Origin of the sequence: Pseudoalteromonas piratica (genome assembly GCF_000788395.1) — a bacterium.
Taxonomy (GTDB): Bacteria; Pseudomonadota; Gammaproteobacteria; order Enterobacterales; family Alteromonadaceae; genus Pseudoalteromonas; species Pseudoalteromonas piratica.
The window spans coordinates 506,872-523,241 of the sequence record NZ_CP009888.1 but is presented as its reverse complement, the minus strand read 5'-3'; the positions used below and the strand labels follow the sequence as shown (position 1 = coordinate 523,241).

14 protein-coding genes are annotated in these 16,370 nt (G+C 41.2%); 8 read left to right on the top strand and 6 right to left on the bottom strand.

Annotated elements, in window-relative coordinates; translation table 11 throughout:
- Positions 1-83: 83 nt before the first annotated feature.
- Complete coding sequence (nfuA, locus tag OM33_RS02270; RefSeq protein WP_038638218.1) at positions 84-659, bottom strand: Fe-S biogenesis protein NfuA; 576 nt, start codon at positions 657-659, stop codon at positions 84-86.
- 210 nt (positions 660-869) lie between these two features.
- Between nfuA and OM33_RS02265 the strand changes: the two genes are divergently transcribed.
- Positions 870-3,428, top strand: a complete 2,559-nt coding sequence (locus OM33_RS02265) for a M14 metallopeptidase family protein (RefSeq protein ID WP_052140870.1) — start codon at positions 870-872, stop codon at positions 3,426-3,428.
- A 33-nt stretch (positions 3,429-3,461) separates the two neighbouring features.
- On the opposite strand, the gene OM33_RS02260 is transcribed toward OM33_RS02265, so the two are convergent.
- Complete coding sequence (locus OM33_RS02260) at positions 3,462-4,154, bottom strand: ComF family protein (RefSeq protein WP_038638217.1); 693 nt, start codon at positions 4,152-4,154, stop codon at positions 3,462-3,464.
- Between the two features lie 61 nt (positions 4,155-4,215).
- Between OM33_RS02260 and bioH the strand changes: the two genes are divergently transcribed.
- The 3 genes from bioH to OM33_RS02245 all read left to right on the top strand — a co-directional run bounded on the left by bioH (position 4,216) and on the right by OM33_RS02245 (position 6,177).
- The gene (gene bioH, locus OM33_RS02255) at positions 4,216-4,956 is read left to right on the top strand and encodes a pimeloyl-ACP methyl ester esterase BioH (RefSeq protein WP_038638215.1); all 741 of its coding nucleotides are present in this window, start codon (positions 4,216-4,218) and stop codon (positions 4,954-4,956) included.
- A 99-nt stretch (positions 4,957-5,055) separates the two neighbouring features.
- On the top strand, positions 5,056-5,349 hold the full coding sequence (locus tag OM33_RS02250; protein WP_038638207.1) for a flagellar basal body rod C-terminal domain-containing protein: 294 nt from the start codon (positions 5,056-5,058) through the stop codon (positions 5,347-5,349).
- Positions 5,350-5,361: 12 nt separating this feature from the next.
- Positions 5,362-6,177, top strand: a complete 816-nt coding sequence (locus tag OM33_RS02245) for a putative metalloprotease CJM1_0395 family protein (RefSeq protein WP_038638202.1) — start codon at positions 5,362-5,364, stop codon at positions 6,175-6,177.
- A 67-nt stretch (positions 6,178-6,244) separates the two neighbouring features.
- Here the strand turns inward: OM33_RS02245 and OM33_RS02240 are convergent, their stop codons facing one another.
- Positions 6,245-8,539 carry a Tex family protein gene (locus OM33_RS02240; RefSeq protein WP_038638199.1) on the bottom strand — a complete coding sequence of 765 codons (2,295 nt, stop codon included), beginning with the start codon at positions 8,537-8,539 and terminating at the stop codon, positions 6,245-6,247.
- Between the two features lie 153 nt (positions 8,540-8,692).
- Between OM33_RS02240 and greB the strand changes: the two genes are divergently transcribed.
- The 3 genes from greB (at position 8,693) to envZ (ending at position 11,348) form a co-directional block, all read left to right on the top strand.
- Positions 8,693-9,202 (top strand): transcription elongation factor GreB, encoded by a 510-nt coding sequence (greB, locus tag OM33_RS02235; RefSeq protein ID WP_038638196.1) that lies wholly within the window; start codon positions 8,693-8,695, stop codon positions 9,200-9,202.
- A 99-nt stretch (positions 9,203-9,301) separates the two neighbouring features.
- Complete coding sequence (gene ompR, locus OM33_RS02230; RefSeq protein WP_038638194.1) at positions 9,302-10,021, top strand: osmolarity response regulator transcription factor OmpR; 720 nt, start codon at positions 9,302-9,304, stop codon at positions 10,019-10,021.
- A gap of 19 nt (positions 10,022-10,040) precedes the next feature.
- The gene (gene envZ / locus OM33_RS02225; protein WP_038638191.1) at positions 10,041-11,348 is read left to right on the top strand and encodes a two-component system sensor histidine kinase EnvZ; all 1,308 of its coding nucleotides are present in this window, start codon (positions 10,041-10,043) and stop codon (positions 11,346-11,348) included.
- 42 nt (positions 11,349-11,390) lie between these two features.
- Here the strand turns inward: envZ and OM33_RS02220 are convergent, their stop codons facing one another.
- Positions 11,391-12,086 (bottom strand): 2OG-Fe(II) oxygenase, encoded by a 696-nt coding sequence (locus OM33_RS02220; protein WP_038638188.1) that lies wholly within the window; start codon positions 12,084-12,086, stop codon positions 11,391-11,393.
- A gap of 82 nt (positions 12,087-12,168) precedes the next feature.
- On the opposite strand from OM33_RS02220, the gene OM33_RS02215 reads away from it, so the two are divergent.
- The gene (locus tag OM33_RS02215) at positions 12,169-12,558 is read left to right on the top strand and encodes an acyl-CoA thioesterase (protein ID WP_038638185.1); all 390 of its coding nucleotides are present in this window, start codon (positions 12,169-12,171) and stop codon (positions 12,556-12,558) included.
- 1 nt (position 12,559) lies between these two features.
- On the opposite strand, the gene OM33_RS02210 is transcribed toward OM33_RS02215, so the two are convergent.
- Together OM33_RS02210 and uvrA are read right to left on the bottom strand one after the other, a co-directional pair.
- Entirely contained in the window at positions 12,560-13,486 is a 927-nt protein-coding gene (locus OM33_RS02210; RefSeq protein WP_052140869.1) for a hypothetical protein, read from the bottom strand.
- Positions 13,487-13,514: 28 nt separating this feature from the next.
- Positions 13,515-16,334 carry an excinuclease ABC subunit UvrA gene (gene uvrA, locus OM33_RS02205; protein ID WP_038638180.1) on the bottom strand — a complete coding sequence of 940 codons (2,820 nt, stop codon included), beginning with the start codon at positions 16,332-16,334 and terminating at the stop codon, positions 13,515-13,517.
- Between the last annotated feature and the right edge of the window lie 36 nt (positions 16,335-16,370).

Here is a 16,370-nt window from a genome sequence, read left to right as displayed (position 1 = left end):
TAACAAATAAGCCTAAACCGCTCAAGAAACGCTTTAGGCTTATTTTGGGTTCATTACCAAGTCGGTAAATAACCTGTTTAAACTTAATAATATGAGTGCTCGCCAGATTGGTGTTCAGTAATATCACGAACACCTGTGATTTCTTCGAACTTAGCAACCATTTGAGTTTCTATGCCATCTTTCAATGTCACATCAATCATTGAACAGCCGTTACAACCGCCACCAAATTGCACAACAGCAATACCGTCTTGCGTGATCTCAACTAAATTAACCTGGCCACCGTGGTTGGCTAGTTGTGGATTGATTTCAGTTTCAATCATATGCTGAACACGCTCTTGAAGGCTTGCGTCATCGCTCAGTTTTTTCGCTTTTGCGTTTGGTGCTTTAAGAGTTAGCTGTGAACCCATCTTGTCTGTTACGAAGTCGATGTCTGCTTCCTCTAAAAAAGGTGCGCTTTCTTCATCAACAACTGCATCAAAGCCATTAAAAGGTAGCTTGATATCTGTTTCTTCAATTGCATCAGCCGGGCAATAAGAAACGCCGCACTCAGCTTGTGCCGTACCAGGGTTAACTACAAAAACGCGAATATTTGTGCCTTCAGCTTGATCCGCGAGTAACTTGGCAAAGTGGCTTTGTGCTGCCTCAGAAATGGTAATCATAATTCGACCTATACCTGACTAATTTACTTGGTTTTTAGTATATCACTTTTTTTGTTTGCTAAAATAGTGGCGGACGTTGAAAAATAGTTTTAACTGGTCTTATTTTTTTGCACCTTCAACTTAAAGCTGTGGGTTTGTATGTCAAAGCTTGGTAGTTTTATATGCTTAAAATTGCACTAACTATAAATCACTCATCATTATGGCATCACTATGAAAAAGCTGTATCTTTTACTAATCTCAGCCTGTTTGGCACTTCTCAGTTTGCAGAGCTCAGCAAAGAGCTTAGACTTTTATTTTGACGAAAAAATTAACTTCGACCCTGCGATACCCACACCGGAATCTGTTCTAGGTTACCAAGTAGGTGATTGGCATGTACGTCATGATCAACTCGTCACATATATGCAATTTCTTGCTGAAAAGAGCGATCGCATTAGCATTGAAGTGATTGGTTATAGCCATGAACAGCGCCCGCTTGTGTTACTAACTATCACTAATCCTGCAAGACTGAATAATATTGATATGGTGCAAAAACAGCACTTATCTCAATCACTATTAGGTAAAAAAATTGAGCAAAACTCGCCAGTGATAACCTGGATGGGTTATAGCGTACACGGCAACGAAGCAAGTGGCAGTAATGCGGCGCTTCTAGTCGCATATTACCTAGCAGCAGCTCAAGGGGAGAAAATAGAAAAGCTACTTGATGACACTGTGATCTTACTTGATCCGTCTTTAAATCCGGATGGCTTGGCGCGCTTTTCACAGTGGGTAAATAGCTATAAAGGTAAAAATATCTCGGCTGACCCAAATCATAAAGATCATAACGAGGCTTGGCCAAGTGGTCGTACTAATCACTATTTTACAGATTTAAATCGAGACTGGTTGTTACTTCAACACCCTGAATCACGTGCGCGAATTGCTAAATATCACCAGTGGATGCCGCATGTCTTAACTGACTTCCATGAAATGGGTCCGCACAGCACCTACTTTTTCCAGCCGGGAATTCCTTCGCGAAAGTTTCCGTTAACACCAAATGAAAATGTTGAATTAACACAAGAAATTGCGACTTTTCATGCCGCCGCACTGGATCAACAAGGCGAGTTGTACTTTACGGAAGAAAGTTTTGATGATTTTTATATCGGCAAAGGATCAACCTACCCAGATATTCATGGCACCATTGGTATTTTGTTTGAACAAGGTAGTGTACGAGGTCATAAGTACGAAACAATAAACGGGCTTCGTGAATTCTATGATGCAATTAAAAATCAGTTAACGACATCACTTTCAACGTTCGATGCAGTGGTATCAGGAAAAAGTAGTTTACTGACTTATCAGCAACGTTTTTACAAAGACAATGCCAAATTAGCATCAAAAGACAAAGTGAAAGGGTACGTGGTTGCTTCTGGCAAAGATAAGTCTCGTTTTGAGGCGTTCTTATCGCTATTACATCAGCATCAGATAAAAGCTTACCCACTGAGTAAAGAGGCGACAGTTGCGAAGCAAATATTCGATGCCAATAGCAGCGTTTATGTTCCGCTAAATCAGTCACAATATCGACTTATTAAAGGTATCTTTTTAGAGCAAACTAGTTTTAACGATAATACCTTTTATGATGTCTCAGGTTGGAACCTTGCACACTCATTTAATTTAGAGTTTGCCAAAGTTAATTCAAACCGCGGCGTTAAATACCAAGCGCAGGCATGGCAACCTGAAGCACATCAAGAAAATCAAGAATTATCAAAAAATTATGCATTTGTGTTTGAATGGCATGATTATTTGGCGCCAAAACTGCTTTCACAGTTGCAGCAAAATGGTATTGTGGCACGTGGTGCTATGAAGCCATTTACAGCATCAACCACAAACGGTGAACATGCATTTTCAGCTGGCTCAATTATTATTGCTAAAGGACTGCAGCAAGACGCTAACTGGTTCAAAAAACTACAAACATTAGTGCGTAAATCCCCAGTAAAAGTTCACCAAATTACATCAGGATTGACTTCGAAGGGCATTGATATTGGTTCACGTAACATTGTGCCTTTGAAAACACCCAAAGTGTTGCTTGTGGGTGGACAAGGCACCAGTCAATATGAAGTAGGGGAAGTTTGGTATTACCTTGATCGTTACTTAGATATTGCAACTACATTAGTTGATTTAGAGCGCTTGAAGCGTATTGATTTAGCTCCCTATACTCACATAGTGATGACAAATGGTAGCTTTGCATCAGTTTCAACAAAAACAGTCGACAAGCTTAAATATTGGGTTCAACATGGCGGTGTTGTATGGGCGCATAAATCAGGTGCTAAGTTCCTAGCGGATAAAGGAATCTTAAAGGCTGAATACCTCTCAAGTGATGATATGGCAAAAGCGTTTCCAACTGATAACTTAAGCTATGCGGATAAAGATCGCTACCATGGCGATAAACGCATTGCAGGTGCGATTTTTAATGCAAATATAGACTTAAGCCATCCATTAAGTTTTTCATATGAACGAAACACTGTACCAGTTTTCAAAAATAACACCTTCGTTTTAAAACCAAGTGCAAAACCTTTTGTTAATGTAGCAACGTATACTGATGCGCCTTTACTAGCAGGGTTTAGTCATGAAAAAAACAATCAACAAATTTCAGGTAAGGCAGTGGTTTTAGCCCATAACTACGGCAAAGGAAAGGTGATTGCAATGTCTGATAACCCTGTGTTTAGAAGTTACTGGTATGGCACCAGCCGCCTGCTCAGTAATGCAATTTTTTATGGTCATACAATAGACTCAAAATAGTAATTAATAATTATGGGGCTATATGCCCCATAATTATCCTCTATAGGACTGGGCGCTAATTGCAACAACCCACACAGACACTTCTCTAACGCCTGCGTTTTTCAGCAATCTCGCTAATTCATTCACAGTATTACCCGTTGTGATGATGTCATCTACGATAGCAACATGCTGATATCTCGTTAATAAATTACAATTAAATGCGCCCCTAACATTACTTTTTCGATCTCGTTTATTAAGCTCGCTCTGAGCTTTGGTTCGTCTTGTACGTATCAAAGAATGTGTATCGATAGGAATGTTAACGCCTTGCCAAATTTCTTCACTTTGATTAAAGCCGCGACGAAAATCCCTTAGCCAATGCAGGGGTACAGGCATGATTACGTCAGGTTGTTGCCAATTTTTAAAACGTTTGGCTGCGAGTAGTTGCTGCTTGATTAATTGTCGAAGGGCATTAATGTAAATAAGCTGTTTATTGAATTTAAGCGCTTTAAGCCACTGTGAGGTTGGGTCTTGATACCAAGTGACTGCAAACAATGAATCGAACTTTGGTGACTTCAACAACTTATTAATATCGGGTCGATGGAGTAAATTAGCAGAGTCTTTAAATGTAATGCGTTCAATATCGGCAAGACAAAAGCGGCATAACTTTGCCGGGTGACGTAATCGCTCTCGACAGCATAAACAGGTATTAGGCAGCGCCCAATCTAATAGGCTTTTACAAACATTCATACAGGATTTCCATATCACTTACTGTTAGTATAGCGAGTAAATTGTTAAGCGAGGAAAATCGGTGGCGAATGTTGTTTTATTGCATGGTTGGGGGATGAACCAAGGCATTTGGCAAATGCAAAAAGAAGCACTTGAAAGACAAAGCGAACACACAATTAATGCGTTAAACCTCCCCGGCTTTGGTGGTAGTAAGTTTGATTCTGATAAATATCAACTTGATGCGGTTACTCACCAACTTGCTGCAGAAGTTGCTGAGGGTTCTGTTTTGGTTGCTTGGTCACTCTCTGGTTTAGTCGCTCTCAAAATGGCTCAGCTTTACCCTGAGAAAGTTAGGCAAATTATACTCATTGCATCCTCACCCTATTTTGCATCAAGTGATGGTTGGCGCGGTATTGAAGGAAAAGTGCTTGATACATTTATGCTGCAATTAAGAGACGATCATAAGAAAACAGTTGAGCGTTTTTTGGCAATACAAGCAATGGGCAGTGAACATGCGAAACAAGATATAAAACAAATTAAATCACTGCTTGCACAATATCCTGAAGCGCAACAAGTTGCGCTCTCTGGTGGGTTAGAGATTTTGAAAAAAGATGATTTACGTTCGCTTTTTTCACAAATTGCACAGCCAATTTCAGGGATTTTTGGGCGCTTAGATTCTCTGGTGCCGGTAAAAACGGTGGCTAAAATGAAGCAGCTTAATACCAATTTTAAGGCGGATATTTTAACCAAGGCCTCTCATGCTCCTTTTATCTCTCACCCAGATGAATTTACTAACTTACTGTTATCGCACATAGAAAAGTAATCTAATTGTAAGGCGGCAAATTATTGCCGCTCAAACTTTATTTTGTGTGAATTTTGAGCGATACTATAGCTATCAAACGTGTTTTTATTGAGGGTGCTTATGGACGTTTCAAATAACTTGGGCTCAGCATTTAATGCTGGTGTACAAGGTTTGCAAAGTGCATCGGATGGTATTACAGAATCATCTGTCAATATTGCCCGCGCTCAAACAGAGCGAGAAAATGTTGAACGCTCTGAACCTGCGCCTGAAACACGCGAAGCGCAAAGTCAGCCGGTTAATGTAACTGAAGAACTCGTTAATTTACGTGTAGAACAATTTAATGCTCAAGCTAATACGCGTTCAATTCAAACTGCTGACGAAGTGCTTGGTACTTTAATAGATGTGAGAGTGTAATTTCTCAACCCAATGAATATTGTATCAACTTACCCTAACATTAGCCTGAATACGGCTAATGTTCACACCGAAAATGCTCGTCGTGACAACCAGTTGCGAGATTTGGTTACGCCAGCAAAGCAAGCTGAGGCTTCAGCTACAAATCCGCGTTTAGCTGCAGAGCAAGACAAAACGCGTCAACCTGGCTCTAGTCAAATTGCGAATCAAGAAGCGCTTGATAACCGCAGTGAAGACACCACAAAGATCACTGAGAAAAAGCAACAAGATCAGCAGGAGCAACAAAGCCAACAACGTGAAGAAGAAAAGCAGCAGCAACTGGAGCAAAAAGAAGCACAAGCACTCGCGCAACTTAAAAAGCGTGACCTTGAGGTGAAAGCTCATGAACAAGCACATGCTGCTGTAGGTGGACAATATGCTGGCAGTCCAAGTTATGAATACGAACGTGGCAGTGACGGTAATAACTATGCAGTTGCAGGTGAAGTACCAATAGACATCAGTGAGGTGCCTAACGACCCTCAAGCAACGATAGAGAAAATGCAGCAGGTAAGAGCGGCTGCTTTGGCACCACAAGAACCATCTGGTGCAGATCGTGCCATTGCTGCTGAAGCAAACCAAAAAATAAGTGAAGCGCGCGCTGATCTTAATGCTGAGTTAGGTGAATTTTTTAAGCCTAGTGAGAATGTTGAAAAAGCGACTGACAACACAGCAAAGTATGACTTTAGTGATCGCAGAGATTCAGAAATCAACCAAAGAGCAGAACGAATAGCTAAATTTTATCAAGCTGCTACATCGCCATTTGAAAGGCCGAATTTAGCGAATTACGCATAAATTAGATTATTGATATAAACAAAAAACCGCACTCAGTGCGGTTTTTTATTATTTTTACTAGCCTAATTTACTTTTTAAGCTTGGCAAACGCCTCTGCAAATGCGTTACCCATTGCAGCATTGTTATTTTGCTGAGGTTTCGCTTTTTTTGCTGGGGTTTTAGTGGGTTTACTGGCTTTAGTTTTGCTTGGTGCTTGCGCACGCACTTCTTCATCTAAACGCATAGTGAAGCTAATACGTTTACGTTCTACATCCACTTCTAGCACTTTAACTTTTACAATATCACCTGCTTTTACGACTTCTCGAGGGTCAGAGACGAATTTATTAGTTAATGATGAAATATGCACTAAACCGTCTTGATGAACGCCAACATCGACAAATGCACCAAAATTAGCAACATTTGATACAACACCTTCTAACAGCATACCTGGTTTTAGGTCGGCAATTGTTTCAACGCCTTCTTTAAAGCTTGCTGTTTTAAACTCTGGGCGCGGGTCACGACCTGGTTTATCTAGTTCAGCGATAATGTCTGTAATTGTAGGTAAACCGAACTTATCTGTTACATAATCACTAGGGTTTAACGATTTTAGCAGGGTCGAATTACCAATTAATTCTTCGACAGCTACGCCAGTTTTCTGAGAAATGCTTTTCACAACTTCATAAGCTTCAGGGTGTACTGCAGAACCATCGAGTGGGTCTTCTCCTTCATTGATACGCAAGAAACCTGCTGATTGCTCAAATGCCTTAGGGCCTAAACGCTCAACTTTTTTCAATTCTTTACGAGAATTAAACATACCGTTTTGGTCACGATAACTAACGATATTGTAAGCGAGTGTTTTATTTAAGCCTGCCACACGAGTAAGCAACTGTGCGGATGCCATGTTTACATCTACACCTACAGCGTTTACACAATCTTCAACAACCGCTGTTAGGCTCTGACCTAACTGGCTTTGTGATACGTCGTGTTGATATTGGCCAACACCGATTGCTTTTGGTTCAATTTTTACTAACTCTGCAAGAGGATCTTGTAATCGACGGGCAATTGATACTGCGCCGCGAATCGATACATCAAGGTTTGGGAATTCTTCGGCGGCTACTTCGGATGCTGAGTACACTGATGCCCCCGCTTCACTTACCATAATTTTACTGATCTTAAGATCCGATTCTTGTTTGATCAACTCAGCCACGAGCTTATCGCTTTCACGCGACGCCGTGCCATTACCAATCGCAATAAGCTCAACTTTATGTTGGCGGCATAGTTGGCTTAGAGTACGTAATGATTTATCCCAGTGATTTTGTGGAGCATGAGGGTATATGGTGACACTGTCGAGTAGTTTACCGGTTTTATCTACAACCGCGATTTTACACCCTGTTCGCAAGCCTGGATCGAGTCCTAATGTGGTTTTAGCGCCAGCTGGAGCAGCCATTAATAAATCATTAAGGTTTTTTGCGAATACATCAATCGCACCTTGTTCCGCAACTTCTCGGATCTTACCCAGAAATTCATTTTCTAAGTGAAGTGCGAGTTTAATCTTCCAAGTCCATTGTGCTACTTGTTTAAGCCAAGGGCTAGCCAAAACGTCGAGCTTATAATGGTCTGCAATGATGCGAACACATTCAGCATTACCATCTTCTAAACTTGGATCTGGGTTAATCGTTAAGCTGATAATGCCCTCATTGCGAGCACGAAGCATAGCAAGGGCGCGGTGAGATGGAATACGACTAAGTGCTTCACTGTGTTCAAAATAATCTTGGTATTTTGCACCGTCTTTTTCTTTACCGGTAATTACTTTGCTTTCAATATGGCCGTTTCTTTGCAGCATGCCTCTTAGTTTTGCAAGTAGCTTTGCGTCCTCGGCAAAGCGTTCCATTAAAATAAATTTAGCACCATCAAGGGCTGCTTTGCTGTCTTCAATGCCTTTTTCAGGGTTAATAAAGTCATTAGCTGTGATGTCAGGATCAAGCGTTGGGTTATCTAATAGTAGATCTGCTAATGGTGCTAAACCAGCCTCTATGGCTATTTGACCTTTAGTTCGGCGCTTTGGTTTATATGGCAGGTATAAGTCTTCTAATTCTGTTTTGCTGGTGGCATTGTTGATGTCGGCTTTTAGCTCGGTGGTCAGTTTATCCTGCTCATCAATCGTTTTTAAAATAAACGAACGACGTTCTTCTAGTTCTCGTAAATAACCAAGACGCTGTTCTAATAAACGCAGTTGGCCATCATCTAAACCGCCAGTGACTTCTTTTCTGTAGCGGGCTATAAATGGCACGGTTGCACCATCATCTAATAATTGTGTTGCAGCAGTTACTTGCTGCACTGAAGCATTTAGCTCATGAGCTAATTGATTAGCAATAGCGTTCATTAAAAACCTTTAAATCGGTAAATACGGGTGGTTTATGGGTTGAGAGACCACACCAGAAAATAGTTTTATAAATATTGCCTATAGATCTTGTATCTAAACATAAATTTTTCAATCATAAGCGACAAATAAATTGTGATACCTAGTTATTTAACTATGAGAAAACCACCCAAGCAGACATTTCCTAAGCGTTCTAATTATATTACACGTAGCGGCTATGATGAACTAGAAAGAGAGCTACGTTATTTGTGGAAAGAAGAACGCCCCAGAGTGACTCAAGCTGTATCCGAAGCAGCAGCGCTAGGTGATCGCTCAGAAAATGCGGAATATATTTATGGAAAAAAGCGACTTCGCGAGATTGACCGCCGAGTACGCTTTTTAACAAAACGTCTTGAGCAATTAAATATTGTTTACCCAAAAGCTGAACAAGCAGGTAAAGTTTTTTTTGGCGCACATGTAGAAGTAGAAAATGAAGAGGGTGAGGTGTTTAACTACCAACTCGTTGGTCCTGATGAGTTTGATGTAAGTCAGGGGAAGATCAGTATTGATTCACCATTTGCACGGGCGATGCTAGGTAAACAGCAAGACGATGAATTCGAGTTCAATAATGCTGAAGGCGTAACACTCTTTTTTATTAATTCTATTCATTACGATGTGGCTCAGTAAGAGTTTGTAATACCTAGTAACACTCTTATTTTGCCTAATTTGACAAAAATTATTTATAGTAGGCATATAGCCAAAGAAAAATAACAGAAGAATGAAATCATGGGACAAGAAACAACAAAAATACTGGTAGTCGATGATGACATGCGTTTACGTAGTTTATTAGAGCGCTATTTAGTTGAGCAGGGCTTTATTGTGCGCTCTGCGGCAAACTCGGAGCAAATGGATCGCTTATTAGAACGAGAAAACTTTCATTTAATGGTATTAGACTTGATGTTACCTGGCGAAGATGGTCTTTCTATTTGTCGTCGTTTACGTCAAAAAGAGAATGACATTCCCATTGTAATGCTAACGGCAAAAGGTGATGAGGTAGACCGCATTATTGGTTTAGAACTTGGTGCTGATGACTATATCCCTAAACCCTTTAATCCTCGAGAGTTACTTGCGCGTATCAAAGCTATTTTACGTCGAAGAGCAAGTGATGTACCTGGTGCGCCTGCGGCAGAAGAAAATGAAATTCGTTTTGGCCAGTTCTCACTCAATTTGGCTACGCGAGAAATGACGAAAGGTGATGAAACTATATCGCTTACAAGTGGTGAATTTGCTGTTCTAAAGGCATTAGTGTCACATCCACGTGAGCCACTAAGTCGAGATAAATTAATGAATTTAGCGCGAGGTCGCGACTACAGTGCGTTAGAGCGAAGCATTGACGTGCAAGTATCCCGTTTACGACGCATGATTGAAGAAGATGCGGCAAACCCTCGCTATATACAAACAGTGTGGGGCTTAGGCTATGTATTTGTGCCTGATGGCAAAGAATAGGACATAAAAAGCCTAGATTATGCGTATTTTTCCACGTAGTGCATTTGGCCAGACCGTCTTCTTGGTAGGTGCACTGCTGCTCATAAATCAAATTGTTTCTTATATCTCGGTAACTCTTTACGTTGTAAAACCTTCTATCGAACAAGTGAACCTGATGCTGGCTAAACAGGTGCGTACTGTTTTTATTGGGCATAACGATGGTGTGGAGATGCCTCATGATGTGGCTGAAAAGTTTTATTTAGCGACAGGCGTTGAGGTCATGAGTGAACGTGAAGCGATGCGAAACGGCTTAGAGCAAGCCAGTGAATACCCTTATCTTTCGCGCGTTATGTCAGAGTATTTGCAAGGTGAAGCTCGCGTACGCATCAGTCAAACTGATATTCTTGTGTATTGGATTGAACCCCCTCAAGCCCCCGGCTATTGGGTCAAAGTTCCTTTAGTTGGTTATCAAGAAGCAAACGTTAAAGTTCTGACGTTTTATCTAGCCTTTATTGGTGTTTTAAGTGTGCTTGGTGGGTGGTTATTTGCAAGCCACCTTAACCGCCCATTAAAAGCCATGCAAAAGGCCGCCAGTAAAGTAGAGGTGGGCGACTATTCGAGCCAGTTACCTGAACAAGGCTCGATAGAAATGATTGAAGTAACACGGGCATTTAATCAAATGTCACGAGGCCTTGCTGCGGTAGAAGAAGACCGTCGATTGTTAATGGCAGGCGTTTCCCATGACTTACGCACCCCGTTGACACGTATTCGCCTTGCGACTGAGATGATGTCTGAAGATGAAGACTATTTGCGTGAAGGTATCATCACCGACATTGAAGATATGAATGCGATCATAGATCAGTTTATTGAATATCTTCGCAATCATAAATTAAGTGATTTAGCGCCGGATGATATTAACGCATTGGTATCCGAAGTGGTTGCTTCAGAACAAAAGCAAGGACGAGAAATTAACTTTAATGCTAATGAAGCGTTACCAAATATTCCTATTAGTCATGTAGCGATGAAACGTGTAATAACTAATATGATTGAAAATGCGCTACGTTACAGTGAAGAAGATGTCTCGGTTATCACTCAGTTTTCTGCAAATAAAGAATTTGTCGAAATTCTTGTGCAAGATAAAGGACCGGGCATACCTGAGCATGAATTAGAGCGAGTGTTCCAGCCATTTACTCAAGGTGACCAAGCACGAGGGAGCGAAGGAAGTGGCTTAGGGCTAGCGATTATCAAGCGTATTGTCGATATGCATCAGGGTAAAGTGTCACTGCGCAACCGCGCTGAAGGGGGCTTAGAGGCAAAGGTTAGCTTGCGCATCCATCTTAGTAGCTAACCTCTAGTGGTGCCTGATGACATAATTTTTATATCAGGTTTGTTAGGCACCATAAATTTGCTCTGCAGTGTTAAATAATACCCACGATGTGACAATGTATTTGTCATTTGAAACCGGAATACAGCCTCTATGAGTGTGGGTAAAATATGCAGGTGCAATCACCATTGAACCTTGTTTAGGCTTTATTTTCTTGTCTTGATAATAGAATTCTGTCTCGCCACCTTCTTCTACATCGTTTAAATAAAACATAAACAATAAAATACGGTGCAAACTATCGTTATGCCCCTTTTGCGGATAAACCTCACTATGCCAATATGGGTAGCCGCCTTCTCCAGCTGTATATTTCTGCGCCTGGATTTGACCTAGACGAAAAAGCTGTTGCACCAGAACGGGTAATTGAGGCTTGCCAACTTCTTCAAAATTTTCAACAGTTAAGTCGACGGGTTGTTTAGTTTTTGGGTGGTACACTTTTAAACCAAATGCGCCAATTAATGCAAAAAAGTGCTCTTCAAAATACTCAAATATTTTTTCCGTGGTGCTTTGAAGAATATGTTGAAGTTCAGGTTGATATTCAGCGTGTTGATTGAGGTATAAATCTTGGCTGTTCTTTTTACTAAGATCAACCCCCCCACTGGTTGTACCCTGTGCCAAGAATGGGCTGTTATTAAATTTCGTGATGAAATCATCACAAAACTCTTTACTTAATACGTTGTCATAAACCCGAATAAAATCCTGCATTGGTGACCTTTTATTATTGTTTTAATTGTGAATAAACATAACTATAGTGAGCATCTGATTTAGTTTATGAAGCTCAATACTTATGTTTAGTGAAACACTTATGCCGCGCTTTAGCGAAACAGATGCGCTAGGACATATTAATAATACTGCGCTACCGGTTTGGTTTGAAGCCGCTCGTACCCCTTTTTTTCGTTTTTTTACACCGGACCTTGATTGCAACAATTGGAAGCTAATCGTTGCCAAAATAGAAGTCGAGTTCAAAGGCGAGTTATTCTATGGTCAAGAAATTACCATAAATTCGAGTATTAGCCGTATTGGTAATGCATCATTTGTCATCTACCAAGAAGTGTATCAGCATAATGAGTTGTGTGCGGTTGGGCATGCCACCATGGTGCGATATGACTTTGCGAAAAAACAATCAGTGCCACTTTGCGATCAAGAGCGACACGATTTAACGCAACACTTAAAGTAAATTAATTTGCTTCCATTGGAAATGCGGGGGAAACACATTGTTGAACCGTAAACTGGAAGCCGTAAAACGTATCTTCAGCTTTATTAATATGTAAAACCTCGTAGTCGTTTAACTCGATGCTGCGTGTTCCCTCTGGGTGCTTACAGCGAGAATAAATATCAGCTTCAAAGTTGTATGCGAATTGTGCAATCAAACTTTTAACAATACTGCTGTGTCCGGTAAAGTTAATATTAATTACGCCAGAGACGTCATCTTTGGCATTATCTTGTTGCTGCTCGATAGGTTTTTCTTGTTCAGTTGGTAATTGAGTCGGTTGTTCTGAGTCTACAGCAGCGAGCGCTTTGTTTATTTGCTGTTCGCCATCTAATAAAGCCATTAGCTGAAAAATAACAGCGAAACTTGCGACAAAGCGTATGCTATTCGTGAATAAAGGGTGTTCGCTTTTTGAAAATAGACGCACTAATTTAATACCAAAAGGTTTTAAAACAAGCAGCAAGAACAAGTAAAAAGGCATCGCTATTTGAAATAACAAAAGTGCAGCCAAACTAATACCAATCACCCAAACAGGTAAAATTAATAGCAGGGCAAAGTTGTGTGTATAGTTGAAATGGTTTGCTGAAACACCGGTTACTTCATTCACGACAGCGGCACTTAAAGCGAGCGCAAAATTAGTGATTGTTGCGTAAAACAAAAGTATAAAGGCTTTGCCCGCTAAACTGTCCCATGCTCTCGCAAAACGAGGCCAGAACTCTAAGGTTAAGCCTATTAATGTGAAAAACGCCGCAACTTGCAGACCGCCAAACGGTAATGCTAGAAGCAAAAGCGCGCCACTATAAAGCTTTTCGGCAGTAGTTAAAGATTGCCATAAGTTGGCAATCTTTAACTGAATTTGTTTAAGCTTTGGCTGGTTTTGACTAATCAGTTCCATTGTGTTGTCACGAATGATTTTTAGCTATTTATAACATTCCTTTAAGGTAACGGCCAGTGTGAGAGACTGGGTGTTTAGCAACTTGCTCAGGCGTACCCGCCACTAAGATTTCACCACCGCCTGAACCACCTTCAGGACCTAAATCAACGATCCAGTCTGCAGTTTTGATTACATCAAGGTTGTGCTCAATCACCACAATGGTATTACCGTGATCACGCAGGCGATGCAACACAACCAATAGTTGTTGAATATCAGCAAAGTGTAAGCCCGTTGTTGGTTCATCAAGGATATATAAAGTTTTTCCGGTATCACGTTTTGATAGTTCGCGGGCTAATTTAACGCGTTGAGCTTCACCACCAGACAAAGTAGTTGCTGATTGCCCTAAGCGAATATAACTCAAGCCAACATCCATCAGTGTTTGTAACTTACGTGCAATAGCTGGAATTTTGTCAAAGAACTCACGGGCATCTTCCACCGTCATATCTAGCACTTGGTGAATGTTTTTACCTTTGTAGAGTACTTCTAATGTTTCACGGTTGTAGCGTTTACCAGTACACACATCACATGGCACGTATACATCGGGCAAAAAGTGCATTTCAACTTTAATTACACCATCGCCCTGACACGCTTCACAGCGTCCACCTTTAACATTAAAGCTAAAGCGCCCTGGTTTATATCCTCTAGAGCGGGCTTCTTGCGTGCCCGAGAATAGTTCGCGAATAGCAGTAAAAATACCTGTGTACGTAGCAGGGTTTGAACGTGGTGTACGTCCAATAGGGCTTTGATCAATATCGATGACTTTATCGAATAAATCCATACCAGTAATTGACTTGTATGGTGCAGCTTCTGCAGTCGTTGCGCCATTAAGTTCAGTATGAGCCACTTTGAATAGGGTATCGTTAATTAAGGTTGATTTACCTGAGCCTGAAACGCCAGTAACACACGTCATTAAGCCAAATGGAATTGAAAGGTCGACACTTTTTAGGTTATTACCGGTAGCGCCTTTCAGTTCTAACCATTTATCTTGTGGTTGATGGCGTGTAGCGGGGACTTCAATTGCTTTTGTGCCCGAAAGATATTGGCCAGTTACCGACTCTGCGCAGTTAATAATATCGTCACGTGTACCTTCAGCAATAACTTGGCCGCCATGCACGCCTGCACCAGGACCAATATCAATAATATGATCTGCGGCACGAATTGCATCTTCGTCATGCTCAACCACAATCACAGTGTTACCTAAATCACGTAAGTGCGTTAGTGTGGCGAGCAATCTGTCATTATCGCGCTGGTGTAAACCGATAGAAGGTTCATCTAACACATACATTACGCCAACTAGGCCAGCGCCAATTTGACTTGCTAATCGAATGCGCTGTGCTTCACCACCTGAAAGGGTTTCGGCACTGCGCTCTAAAGATAAATAATTAAGCCCTACATTCACTAAGAAGGATAAACGATCGCTGATTTCTTTTAAGATCTTTTCGGCGATTTTGGCTTTTTGTCCGCTAAAACTTATTTCACTAAAGAATTGCTGTGCTTCACCAATGCTCATTTTTGTAACTTGCGGTAGATTGGTGGTGCCAACAAAGACATTCCGCGCTTCTTCGCGCAAGCGCGAGCCACTACAACTCGGGCAGTCTTGATTAGTTTGATATTTAGCTAGCTCTTCACGTACCGAGTTAGATTCGGTTTCTTTATAGCGACGTGCCATATTATTAAGCACACCCTCAAATACATGATTGCGCACCACAACATCGCCGCGATCATTACGGTATTGGAATTCAATTTGGGTGCGGCCAGAGCCATTTAAAACCACTTTTTGTGCATCAGCAGGCAACTTTTCAAAAGGGGTTTCTACGTCAAATCCATAATGATTTGCTACTGCTTGTAACATTTGGAAATAGTAAAAACTCCGTTTATCCCAACCGCGAATTGCACCGCCAGCAAGGCTAAGCTCGGGATTTTGTACTACACGATTTGGATCAAAATACTGGCGAATACCTAAACCATCACAGCTCTGACAGGCACCTGCAGGGTTGTTAAATGAGAATAAACGCGGCTCTAACTCGGTCATCGCATAACCACAGCTAGGGCAGGCAAAGTTAGCAGAAAATATAATCTCGTCTTTTTCTGGCTCATCCATGTAAGCGATTTGCGCAACACCGTTGGAAAGTTCAAGCGCTTGCTCAAATGATTCAGCTAAACGAAGCTGCAAACCATCTTTTACTTTAATTCGGTCAACAACGACTTCAATGGTGTGCTTTTTGTGCAATTCTAATGTAGGAGGATCAGAAAGATCGCATACTTCACCGTCGATTCGTGCTCGAATGAACCCCTGAGCTGCTAAGTTTTCAAGTAGCTTTATGTGCTCACCTTTACGCTCTTTTACTACGGGGGCGAGCAGCATGACTTTAGTGCCTTCAGGTAATGCCAATACTTGGTCGACCATTTGACTAATTGTTTGTGCTGCGAGTGGTAAGTCATGGGTTGGACAACGCGGTTCACCAACACGTGCAAATAACAATCTCAAGTAATCGTATATTTCAGTAATGGTACCTACGGTAGAACGAGGGTTATGTGAGGTTGATTTTTGCTCGATCGAAATGGCAGGCGATAAACCTTCAATATGATCAACGTCAGGCTTTTCCATTAACGATAAAAATTGACGCGCATACGCAGAAAGCGACTCAACATAGCGGCGTTGACCTTCTGCATACAAGGTATCAAATGCCAATGATGACTTACCAGAACCAGATAAACCTGTAATAACAATCAGCTTATCACGAGGAATGGTTAAGTTAATGTTTTTTAAGTTGTGCGTGCGAGCGCCGCGAACCTCGATATGTTCCATTCTTTTCCTATCGTTATAGCGAACAGCAATACTGCG

Excerpts from the sequence above, each read along its gene's own strand:
- OM33_RS02265 (WP_052140870.1), top strand. The coding sequence starts at position 870 with ATGAAAAAGCTGTATCTTTTACTAATCTCAGCCTGTTTGGCACTTCTC.
- envZ (WP_038638191.1), top strand. The coding sequence starts at position 10,041 with ATGCGTATTTTTCCACGTAGTGCATTTGGCCAGACCGTCTTCTTGGTA.
- OM33_RS02215 (WP_038638185.1), top strand. The coding sequence starts at position 12,169 with ATGTTTAGTGAAACACTTATGCCGCGCTTTAGCGAAACAGATGCGCTA.
- OM33_RS02245 (WP_038638202.1), top strand. The coding sequence starts at position 5,362 with ATGAATATTGTATCAACTTACCCTAACATTAGCCTGAATACGGCTAAT.
- greB (WP_038638196.1), top strand. The coding sequence starts at position 8,693 with ATGAGAAAACCACCCAAGCAGACATTTCCTAAGCGTTCTAATTATATT.
- OM33_RS02210 (WP_052140869.1), bottom strand. The coding sequence starts at position 13,486 with ATGGAACTGATTAGTCAAAACCAGCCAAAGCTTAAACAAATTCAGTTA.
- OM33_RS02240 (WP_038638199.1), bottom strand. The coding sequence starts at position 8,539 with ATGAACGCTATTGCTAATCAATTAGCTCATGAGCTAAATGCTTCAGTG.
- OM33_RS02220 (WP_038638188.1), bottom strand. The coding sequence starts at position 12,086 with ATGCAGGATTTTATTCGGGTTTATGACAACGTATTAAGTAAAGAGTTT.
- uvrA (WP_038638180.1), bottom strand. The coding sequence starts at position 16,334 with ATGGAACATATCGAGGTTCGCGGCGCTCGCACGCACAACTTAAAAAAC.
- nfuA (WP_038638218.1), bottom strand. The coding sequence starts at position 659 with ATGATTACCATTTCTGAGGCAGCACAAAGCCACTTTGCCAAGTTACTC.
- ompR (WP_038638194.1), top strand. The coding sequence starts at position 9,302 with ATGGGACAAGAAACAACAAAAATACTGGTAGTCGATGATGACATGCGT.
- OM33_RS02250 (WP_038638207.1), top strand. The coding sequence starts at position 5,056 with ATGGACGTTTCAAATAACTTGGGCTCAGCATTTAATGCTGGTGTACAA.
- OM33_RS02260 (WP_038638217.1), bottom strand. The coding sequence starts at position 4,154 with ATGAATGTTTGTAAAAGCCTATTAGATTGGGCGCTGCCTAATACCTGT.